A 9,773-nucleotide genomic window follows, 5' to 3' on the forward strand; every position below is an offset into this window, starting at 1 on the left:
AAAATCCTCATCATCCCCATCCCACCCATATATTGTTGTTTTTCAATATATACTTTTGCTATTATTTCAATATAATTATTTTCTAAAATCACATCGTCATCAAAAAAGAATATAATATCGCCTGTCGCTTTTCCGGCGCCGATATTCCGCTGCAAAGTCAGCCCCGGCTTGGTATGAACATATAGCAATTCTGTAATATCTGGTTTTTGATTAAAAATTTTAGTGAAACTCTCTCTTTTATTTAAAGGAACATCCGAAGCATCAATGATAATATATTGTTCAGGTAATCGGGTTTGCACATACAACGACTTTGTAAAATTTATTATATCTTCCATTCTATTCTTAGTGCACACAATTACAGAAATTTTCATATTAAAATTTTATTTCTCCCTCTTGAACAAAACGCAGATAGTTCATAATTATAACTTTAGCCATCATAATTTTGCGGCAAGAGACATCAGAGGGAGTTTTTCGCCGGCGGCTATTAGAACATCGGCAGATCCTTCTTCCTTTCTCTTATAAACGATATCGCCGTATTTCAGATTTTTTATGGCTATTTCGGCGAGGTCCGAAAGCTCTCCAGTTCCGGCGACGGTAAAATTTCTCTCACCGGAAAGATATCTCGCTTTGATTTCGTTCTGTATGTTTTCTTTGATACGCGCAAGTTCGTTCATCGTTTTCTGCGTGTAATGATATGTTTTGCGCATTTTCTCGCTAAAACCTTTCGGAGTCAATAAATACTGAACTTTTCTTTTGTTCAGACCGTGAGTTTTGATATAGCCCTGCTTGATGAGACGCCGCAGGCAGAGGTTTATCATGCCCAATGAAATATTGAGCTTCTCGGAAAGTTTCCGCTGTGAGGCGGCCTCGCCGGACTCCACCGCCAGAAGCAGCCTGTACTCGTTCTCCGTCATATCAATTATATCGTTCATAATTTTGCCCGTTCCGGCATTTTTTATTCACCTGAAAGGACTCACCTAATAACATAATAACCTCTTCTGCCTTTTCTTTTAAATTGCTTTTAACAGAGCAAAAATTGCCCACTTCTTCAATCACCATTTTCTCCTGTTGTTTTACTGTCCGATAGATATGCCCGATGAAATATAGCGCGTTTGCGGACCAACGCCCATTTTTCCTTACAACCATCTTTAAAGTTGGCATAAAGTTGGCATAAAGTTGGCATATTATATAAGTTCGTAATAAACCCCCCGTCTTTCTCCTTTTCGAACAATAATCTTTTTATCAATTAACTCATTTAGGTCTTTTCTTATAGTTTCCCTATTTATACCGGCGCAAAGTTTTTGATACTCGCTATTGGTTATCCTGCCTTTTTCTCTCATATAAGCAACAGCTTTTTTTTGGCGTTCATTTAACGATTCCAATAAAGTTTCATTAACATAAAATCTCCTGAAAGTCAGCACAAAACTTGTTCCCGTCTCTTCAAATTCAGGTTCGGGAAGCTCCCATTCTTTGCACCATTTGATTATCTTGTTTGTTCCTGTGCCCACTTCCTCCACATATTTTACCCAGAAAAAGGCTCTGGCGATCAGAGGATTTCCGGGGATAGAATCATGTTTTGTCTTTAGTTTTTGTATGGTAAGACCGGATGTTAAACTCCCCGGATTCCATATTTCCAAGCTGTCATCAAAAATTCTAATTTGAATCCCCGCTGTGGTTTTATAATCTCTGTGCGCCAAAGCATTTACCAAAGCCTCTCTTATTGCTCTGGGTGGATACAACCATTTCTCCTGCGTTGCAGTTTGCCTTCCTCTATCCATGCCTTTTTTGGAATGTGCTCAAAAATAAAATCTTCTGCTTTTTTAAGTTGGCTTAATATGTCTCCCTCTATTGTTTTAAAATCAAGCATATCTTCAGTCACCCCGGCGCCTTTAAATCTAACTGCTTTTATCACTGTTTGCAAAAACATTTCTTGAGGCCTTTCCCCGAATAACAATATAGCGGCATTTGTAATTTTTTTATCTTTAATCAGCTTCAATTTTTCTAAAATTTCCTCTGTTGAAAGGTTCTCGTCTATATCTAACCCTCTCTGTTTTTTCGCTTCTTTAATAAACCATCCCACTCTTCCTTTATTGATATTTTTTAGCTTCGCCCCTTCACAAATTTGAGAATCAAAATACAATTTGTCTTTGTGCTTTTCTAAAATCAGGTTTTCATATTCGTCCTTGGAAATTTTGACCGTTGATTTCCCCACTCTCTTAAACGGTCTGCCAAAGGCCAGAACCAGATGGTCGGACGATTCTTTTATCGTTATTACAATTACGGTTTTTGCATTTATTTTTTCTATGCTTATCCGCGGATGAACTTTAGGATCGGTGTTCTGCGAAATTTGATTGGTGAGATTTTCCACGGTATCTCTGCCGATTTTAACGCCGGATAATTTATCCGAATCCGACACGCCTATAATTATTTTCCCGCCACGGCTATTACTGAAAGCGGCAACGGTCTTGATTATCGCTTTCCAGTCGGCGGTGGACTTTTTAAATTCCAGCTTTTCCGATTCGCCCGGCGCAATTAGGTTTTTCAAATCCGTCATAATTTATATTCTCTTTTTTATCTCGCCATATTTCGCCATAACATAATGCGGCGTCAGCCTGCTACTATAAGCAGCAACTTATACTCATTCTCCGTCATATCAATTGTATCGTTCATATTTTGAACATTGTATAAAATCGCCATAGTTTGTCAAGTGCGCGCTTGGCCTCAGTGAAAATCCGGACACATTGCCTCAAATAAGAATCTGGACGAAAAAGGGTCTTAAAACAGGTTGTGCGAAACAACAGATTAGGGAACCCCAGCCGAACCTAACTGCCGGTATAATGTTCGTAGTATCGTTTCAAGCCGTCTTCCATGCTTATGCGTCGCTTCCAGCCGAGCGCCGTGAGTCTTGAAACATCCAGAAGTTTGCGGGGCGTGCCATCTGGCCTCGAGGGATCGGTTAGGATCTCGCCCTTGAAGCCGACGACATCTTTTATAAGTTCCGCGTACCCGTATATCGTTCTGTCCTCGCCGCAGCCGATGTTCACGAATTCGCCTATATCCTTAAAATCGTATTTTTCCATGAGAAAAACACAGGCATCCGCCAGATCGTCGGAATACAGGAATTCCCTGTAGGGCTTCCCTGTCCCCCAGATCTTCACATAGCCCTTCGTTATTCCGATCTCCCCCAGCAACTCATCTATGGACGTTTTGTCATCCGGCTTTATTCTCTCATCGCGTCCGCTGCCGAGCGGATATTTTTTGATATCGGCTGTTATAGCCTCGTAATTCCCTTCAGAAAGCATCTTTGCGAGATGGAATTTTCTGAGAAGCATAGGAAGGACATGCGCCGTTTCCAGATTGAAATTATCTCCCGGACCGTAAAGATTCGTGGGCATAACCGAGATAAAATTAGTGCCGTACTGCTGATTGTAATACCTGCACAGCTTGATAGCGGCTATTTTTGCCACGGCGTAGGCCTCATTCGTGGGCTCCAGAAGACTCGTCAGCAGATACTCCTCTTTCAAGGGCTGCGGCGCTAATTTGGGATAAATGCACGACGACCCCAGGTTAAGCAATTTCTTTACTCCGTATTTGTATGACGAATCTATGACATTCGCGGCAATCATTAAGTTCTCATAAATGAATTGCGCCGTGTATGTGCTGTTTGCCAGGATACCGCCGACCCTCGCCGCGGCGAGAAAAACATATTCGGGTTTTTCCTTTTCAAAAAAATTCTCAACCTCGGCCTGTCTGAGGAGGTTTAACTCCTCAAAATCGCGAAATATAAGATTGGAGTAGCCCTTACTCTTCAAATTGCGAACGAGAGAGGAACCCACAAGCCCGGTATGTCCGGCGACATAAATTTTTGAGTTTTTATCCATAAATCCGAAATCTTCCGTAATGATTGTCCTTATAATTATTTACCGGCTATCTTTCATTTCTGCAAACCCGGGAAATCCGGTGCTCGGTATAATCAAAGCCCTTTTTCCTGCAGACAGCCATCCCTTCTCCCTTTGGTTCCATACCGGCGGCCTTCATATCATAATCAAGCATTATTTTAACAAGCTCTCTGAATGTCACCCTGGGCTGCCATTTCAGAATCTTTTTTGCTTTTGAAATATCAGCCTTGAGGAAATCCACTTCCGTGGGCCTGAAATATTTAGGGTCTATTTCCACTATAACCCGGCCCGGCTTCAATTTTTGGCAGGAGCTCTTTATAATGCCTTTTTCCTTTTCACCTTCGCCTTTCCACTCCAGCTCTATACCCGCGTAGGAAAAAGACTCTTCAACAAATTCTTTGACGGAATGGCTCTCCCCCGTGCCTATCACAAAATCATCCGCCTTTTCCTGCTGGAGCATCAGCCACATAGCCTCGACATATTCGGGAGCGAAACCCCAGTCCCTTTTTGCCGCCAGATTGCCCAGATAAATTTTTTCCTGCCTTCCGGCGACAATATTCACGACCGCGCGCGTGATCTTGTGGGTCACAAAAGTCTCGCCCCTGTGGGGGCTTTCGTGATTGAACAGAATGCCGTTTGACGCGAAAAGGCCGTAACCTTCCCTGAAATTCCTGACCATCCAGTATGAATACAGCTTCGCCGCGGCATAGGGGCTCTGCGGCTTGAAAGCCGTGTTCTCGCTCTGAGGCGGGGCCGCCGCTCCGAACATTTCCGAAGATGAGGCCTGATAAAACTTTGTTTTTATACCGCTTTTTCTTATCGCCTCAAGTATCCTCGTGGTGCCGAGGCCGGTCACATTTCCGGTATATTCCGGTATGTCAAAACTCACCCTGACATGGCTTTGCGCACCGAGATGATAGATCTCATCCGGTTTGATGTTGTATATGACATTGGTTATCTGCTCACCGTCCGACAGATCACCGTAGTGCAGAAAAAACTTGGCCCCTTTGGTGTGGGGATCGACATATATGTGGTCTATCCTATGCGTGTTGAAAGTGGACGCGCGTCTTATGATGCCGTGCACCTCATAACCTTTTGACAGGAGAAGTTCGGCAAGATAAGAACCGTCCTGGCCTGTAATACCTGTGATCAATGCTTTTTTTCCGCCGCAGGCGGATTTCTCTTTGTTCAACATATTTTACCTCAACTAGTTAGAAAAATTACCTGAGGCGGGACTGCCACTCTTCTATCTCGACTTTCAGGCCGTCTATGCGGCTTTGTAGTCCCGATCTCTGCTCGCCGTCAGTCCCCTCAAGTTCCGTTTCAAGCTCTTTCGCCTGATCCTGTTTCTGGGATATTATGAGTTGTATCTGCCTTTTTTTGTCGTCGGGAGCGGACGCAGTTTTGCTTTCAGCGGACGCTTTCGAGCCGGAAGGTTCCGGCTCTATAAAATTATCAATATCGCTCTCGCGCCGGCCGGGAAGCGGCATCTTGAAAAGCTCGGGCACGGAATCCGCCAAGGCCTGCCGTTTATTGTTTTTCGGCGCTGCGAAAAGTTTTTTCAGTTTCTTTTTCAGGCCTTCGTTCTCCGGGGGTATTTCTGAGCGGACTCTGGAGGTGCTCTCATCGGATTCCCTTTCCACGCCGGTTATGACGGATATTTCTGTCTCGAGCTCGGACTTTATCATGTTGAGTTCGTCTTCCTTCATCTGGAAACGGTTTTCTATTTCTATCTGGGCGTCCCTTAAAACAGCGATCTGCTTCCTGTAAAATTCGTCTTTCTCGACGAGCACCCTTTCATGGGCGAGATTGATCTCCTCTATCTGGCGCTGAAGAGCGAGCACTTTGTTTGAAAGCGCTTTTTTCTCCTCCGCGGCGTCTTTGAGCTGCGCGGTATACTGGGCCGCTATATCAACTTCAAGTTTCTTCATCTGGGAAGCGATCTCTTTTTTCTCCCTTTCCTTGCGGCGGAGCGCCTCTTCCCATTCTCTGTCCATATTTTTCAGCTGCAGCTCATAATCATCCCTCTGGACTTTCATCTGCGAGCGCAGTTCCTTGGCGGCACTCTTCAAAACCCCTGTTTCCTGCTTAAGGCTGTTAACCGTTTTTTCGCCGTCCTGCCTCTTGGCCTCTAGCTTCATTATCTCGGCGTTCTTTTCTCTTATAACGCTTTCCAGCTCGTTTTTGATCATCTGAGCGGTGGTGTCGGATTTGGCTTTCTCGCGGCTCATCTCATCTATGAACTTTTCCTGCAGCTGCGCCATCTTTCTGTCCATGCCGGCCAGCTCTCTCTGACGCTGGGCTAGGATGGCGTCATAATTTTTTGTCAGCGACACTATCTTTCTCTCATAAGCGTCTTTTTCGCCGGAGCGCAGTTTGTTTTCCATTGAAAGCTGTTTTTTCACGGCTTCCAGCTCCGCCTGGAATTTCAGGTTATCGTCCTCAACGATACGCACCTTCTCATTGCCTATGCCTATCTCGTTCGTAAAATGAGCTTCCCGCAGTTTCATCTGTTCCATCAGCTGCGCGGTCTCCTCGGAGTTGAGTTTTTTGAGCTGTTCTATTTTGTCAAGAAGTTCCCGCACGCGGAGCTCCTCGCTCTTGATGCGGGAGATCAGTGTCTCGCGCTCCTCAAGCCTCTTCTCTTTGAGGTCTCTGAGAATCCGCTCAAGCTCTGATGTTACTTTGCCTGTCATAGCCCGATTATAACACAATTAACCGAAATAATTCAAGAATCAAAAAATGGGATGGAGGAAATTCGGACGAAACCAAAAAATTGGACCAAACCACAAAAAAAAGTCAAGAATTTTATACTTCGGTCAAATATTCTGGTTTAATATTTCGCTGTATTTCTGCTCTATGAGGCGCACCATTGCCCTTATGTCAAAATCCCCCGTGAGCTTTTTCCTGAGTTTATGGGCGAGCACCCTGCCCTGATCGGGGTTTTTTATGAGAAAATCTATACGCTCGACGAATGTTTCAATATCATGCGGCTCGACAAGATAACCCGTGACGCCGTCTTCTATTATCTCGGAAACGCCGTCAACATCGCTGAGCACCTGCGGTATCAGGCAGACCCCGGCCTCAAGAGACACCCTCGGAAGGCCCTCCCAGAGCGAGGTCAGGACATTCACGTCAAAAGCGGGGAGGACTTTTTCCATGTCCGTCCGCCAACCGGCGAGTATCACATCATCGCCCAGACGATGCCTGTAAATACTTTTCTCTATTTCCTCCCGGAGAATGCCGTCACCGACAATCATGAATTTCGTCAGGGGATTGAGCTTTTTAACGCGCGCGGCGGCCTCTATGAAATCCAGCGGCGCCTTCTGCTCCTTAAAGCAGGCGGCCATTCCCACGACGGGAACATCCTTCGCTATGCCGAAACTTTTTTTCGCGTCAGCGCGCGTGATACGGCCTTCCCACGCCTTCATGTCTATCCCCGAATGAACCACCGATATCTTATCCTCCGGGCAAATACCCAGAGAAACGGCTTTTTCAAGGTTGTTTTTTGACACGGCGAAAAGAGCGGTGGATACTTTAGCCGTCATCTTTTCCGCCCAAATATAGGTTTTTCTCACGCGCGCTTTCTGCCTGTCGTTAAAACCGAAGCCGTGAAAGGTGTGGATGATAACAGGAACTCGCGCGAAAAAAGCCGCCCAGCGCCCGAGGATACCCGCCTTGGATGAATGAGTGTGGACTATATGAGGTTTTAAATTCCTTAAGATGCTGTAAAGCGAAAAAAAGGCGGCGATGTCCTTAAATGGATTTATTTCCCTGACAAGAGAGCCTACCCGGTAAACCTCAATTCCCCCGGGTTCTGTCATGCCCTCGCGGCCGGCTATCAGAACGCCGCGGAAAGCGCTCATGTTCGCGACGGTGAAAAGCGTGTTCTGCTGCGCGCCGCCCAGCTCGAGGGTCGTGACTATGTGAACGCAGACTTTTCCGCCGGCGGCGGATTTCGCAGGGCTCAACTTATTTTCATGCATCGGTGAAGCTATTTGCCTTTGAAGCGTTTCACTATTTCATCGGCCGCGCGTTTTCCGCCGCCCATGGCGGAAATGACAGTCGCCGCGCCGGAGACAATATCCCCCGCCGCGTAAACATTTTTTATAGAGGTCTCAAAGGTATCGGGATCTATCTCTATGTAACCTCTTTTGTTAAACTTCAATCCTTCCGAAGTGTCTTTAAGAAGAGGGTTGGCCATAACGCCTATCGCTGAAACAAGGGTGTCGGCCTCTATCCATTCATAATCACCGGGTATCTCGACAGGGCGGGCGCGGCCGCTTTCATCTTTGTCCCCCAGTTTCATTTTTACACATTTGACCCGCGTGACCGCCCCGTCAGCGCCGGCTTCTATCTCAACGGGGTTCATAAGAAAACGGAAGATCACGCCCTCTTCTTCGGCGTGTTCCACCTCCTCGAGCCGCGCCGGCATCTCATCTCTGGTCCGGCGGTAGACATTATAAACATTTTCGGCGCCCATTCTTATCGCGCACCTGGCCGAATCCATGGCAACATTCCCGCCGCCGACGACAACAACATTCCTGATCTTTTTGAGCGGCGTGGCATATTCCGGGAAACGGTAGGACTTCATCAGGTTTATGCGCGTGAGAAACTCATTGGCCGAATAAACCCCGTTTGAATTTTCTCCGGGAATACCCATAAAACGCGGCAGGCCGGCGCCGGTGCTGATGAAAACCGCCGAATATCCCTCGGCAAAAAGAGATTTTATGGTCTTTATCCTGCCTATAAGATAACCCAGGCGGAAATCAACGCCCATCGCCCTGAGATCGTCTATTTCCTTCTTCACGACGCTCTTCGGCAGCCTGAATTCGGGAATGCCGTAAACCATGACCCCGCCCGCTTCGTGGAGAGCCTCAAAGACCGTCACCCTGAAACCTGATCTCGCCAGCTCCCCGGCCGCCGTCAGTCCCGCCGGCCCCGATCCTATGACGGCCGCTGATATTTTGCCGGTGGCGGCGAAAGGCTTTTTCTCGGCGGGGGCTTTTTCCGCGTAATCCGCGGCAAAGCGCTCCAACCGACCTATCGCCACGGCTTCGTTTTTTATGCCTAATGTGCAAACAGCGGCGCACTGTTTTTCCTGAGGGCAGACTCTTCCGCAGACAGCGGGAAGAAAGTTGGTCTCTTTTATTTTCTCATAAGATTCAATGAAGCGTTCTTCTTTTATGAGCTGTATGAAGGCGGGTATGTCTATTTCCACGGGGCATCCCGCCACGCACGGCCTGTTCTTGCACATCAGGCATCGCGAGGCCTCCCTGAGCGCGTCTTCTCTGGAATACCCGAGGGCGACCTCGTCAAAATTCTTTTTTCTTACATCCGCCGGCTGAAGCGGCATAGGCGTTTTATTTTTCAGCATCCCTGCCCGCCTCCGGCCGGGTTTTTTCCATGGCCGCATCGGCACTTGTGCTCTTTGGCCTGCTCTTCCTGTTCAAGATACAAGGACTGCCTTTTCATAAGGCCGTCAAAATCCACTTCGTGGGCGTCAAATTCGGGGCCGTCAACACAGGCGAACTTTGTCTTTCCCGCCACCTCCACACGGCAGACGCCGCACATCCCCGTGCCGTCCAGCATTATAGGGTTAAGGCTGACTATCGTCTTAACTCCGTATTTCTTTGTCAGCGCCGATGCCGCTCTCATCATAACCACCGGCCCCACGGCGTAAACAAAACTCACATCGCCTTTTTCTATGACCTTTTCCAGCGGCCCTGTTATAAAACCTTTGCCGCCGCAGGAACCATCGTCACTGACAAGATAGAATTCGTCCGAAACGGCTTTTATCTTTTCATCCCAGAAAAGAAATTTCTTATCCCTGACGCCCAAAATGCTGATAACCGAATAACCCTCTTCTTTAAG

General features: G+C 46.9%; 8 protein-coding genes and 1 pseudogene. All 9 read right to left on the reverse strand.

The features are described 5' to 3' along the window. On the reverse strand, positions 1–371 hold a 371-nt coding region (locus FP827_01445; protein ID MBA3051750.1), incomplete at its 3' end, for a glycosyltransferase family 2 protein. 63 nt (positions 372–434) lie between these two features. Then, on the reverse strand, positions 435–932 hold the full coding sequence (locus tag FP827_01450) for a winged helix-turn-helix transcriptional regulator (protein ID MBA3051751.1): 498 nt from the start codon (positions 930–932) through the stop codon (positions 435–437). Positions 933–1,184: 252 nt separating this feature from the next. Beyond that, positions 1,185–2,554, reverse strand: a pseudogene (locus tag FP827_01455) (hypothetical protein). Between the two features lie 268 nt (positions 2,555–2,822). Beyond that, a complete protein-coding gene (locus FP827_01460; protein MBA3051752.1) occupies positions 2,823–3,881 on the reverse strand; it encodes a GDP-L-fucose synthase in 1,059 nt (352 codons plus the stop codon). A gap of 46 nt (positions 3,882–3,927) precedes the next feature. Beyond that, entirely contained in the window at positions 3,928–5,094 is a 1,167-nt protein-coding gene (gene gmd, locus FP827_01465) for a GDP-mannose 4,6-dehydratase (GenBank protein MBA3051753.1), read from the reverse strand. A 25-nt stretch (positions 5,095–5,119) separates the two neighbouring features. Further along, a complete protein-coding gene (locus tag FP827_01470) occupies positions 5,120–6,595 on the reverse strand; it encodes a hypothetical protein (protein MBA3051754.1) in 1,476 nt (491 codons plus the stop codon). Between the two features lie 123 nt (positions 6,596–6,718). Then, positions 6,719–7,885: a glycosyltransferase family 4 protein gene (locus FP827_01475; GenBank protein MBA3051755.1), complete on the reverse strand. Its 1,167-nt coding sequence runs from the start codon at positions 7,883–7,885 to the stop codon at positions 6,719–6,721. 8 nt (positions 7,886–7,893) lie between these two features. Beyond that, a complete protein-coding gene (gltA, locus tag FP827_01480) occupies positions 7,894–9,276 on the reverse strand; it encodes an NADPH-dependent glutamate synthase (protein MBA3051756.1) in 1,383 nt (460 codons plus the stop codon). Then, positions 9,270–9,773, reverse strand: a 504-nt coding sequence (locus tag FP827_01485; GenBank protein ID MBA3051757.1) for a sulfide/dihydroorotate dehydrogenase-like FAD/NAD-binding protein, incomplete at its 5' end; no start/stop codon positions are given. The genes gltA and FP827_01485, both read right to left, overlap by 7 nt.

The organism is Candidatus Omnitrophota bacterium, assembly GCA_013791745.1.
In the GTDB taxonomy this organism is placed as follows: Bacteria; CG03; CG03; order CG03; family CG03; genus CG03.

What these genes read in the sequence shown, in the direction of transcription:
- FP827_01475 (MBA3051755.1), bottom strand. Translation starts at nt 7,885, where the DNA reads ATGCATGAAAATAAGTTGAGCCCTGCGAAATCCGCCGCCGGCGGAAAA.
- FP827_01450 (MBA3051751.1), bottom strand. Translation starts at nt 932, where the DNA reads ATGAACGATATAATTGATATGACGGAGAACGAGTACAGGCTGCTTCTG.
- FP827_01460 (MBA3051752.1), bottom strand. Translation starts at nt 3,881, where the DNA reads ATGGATAAAAACTCAAAAATTTATGTCGCCGGACATACCGGGCTTGTG.
- FP827_01470 (MBA3051754.1), bottom strand. Translation starts at nt 6,595, where the DNA reads ATGACAGGCAAAGTAACATCAGAGCTTGAGCGGATTCTCAGAGACCTC.
- gltA (MBA3051756.1), bottom strand. Translation starts at nt 9,276, where the DNA reads ATGCTGAAAAATAAAACGCCTATGCCGCTTCAGCCGGCGGATGTAAGA.
- gmd (MBA3051753.1), bottom strand. Translation starts at nt 5,094, where the DNA reads ATGTTGAACAAAGAGAAATCCGCCTGCGGCGGAAAAAAAGCATTGATC.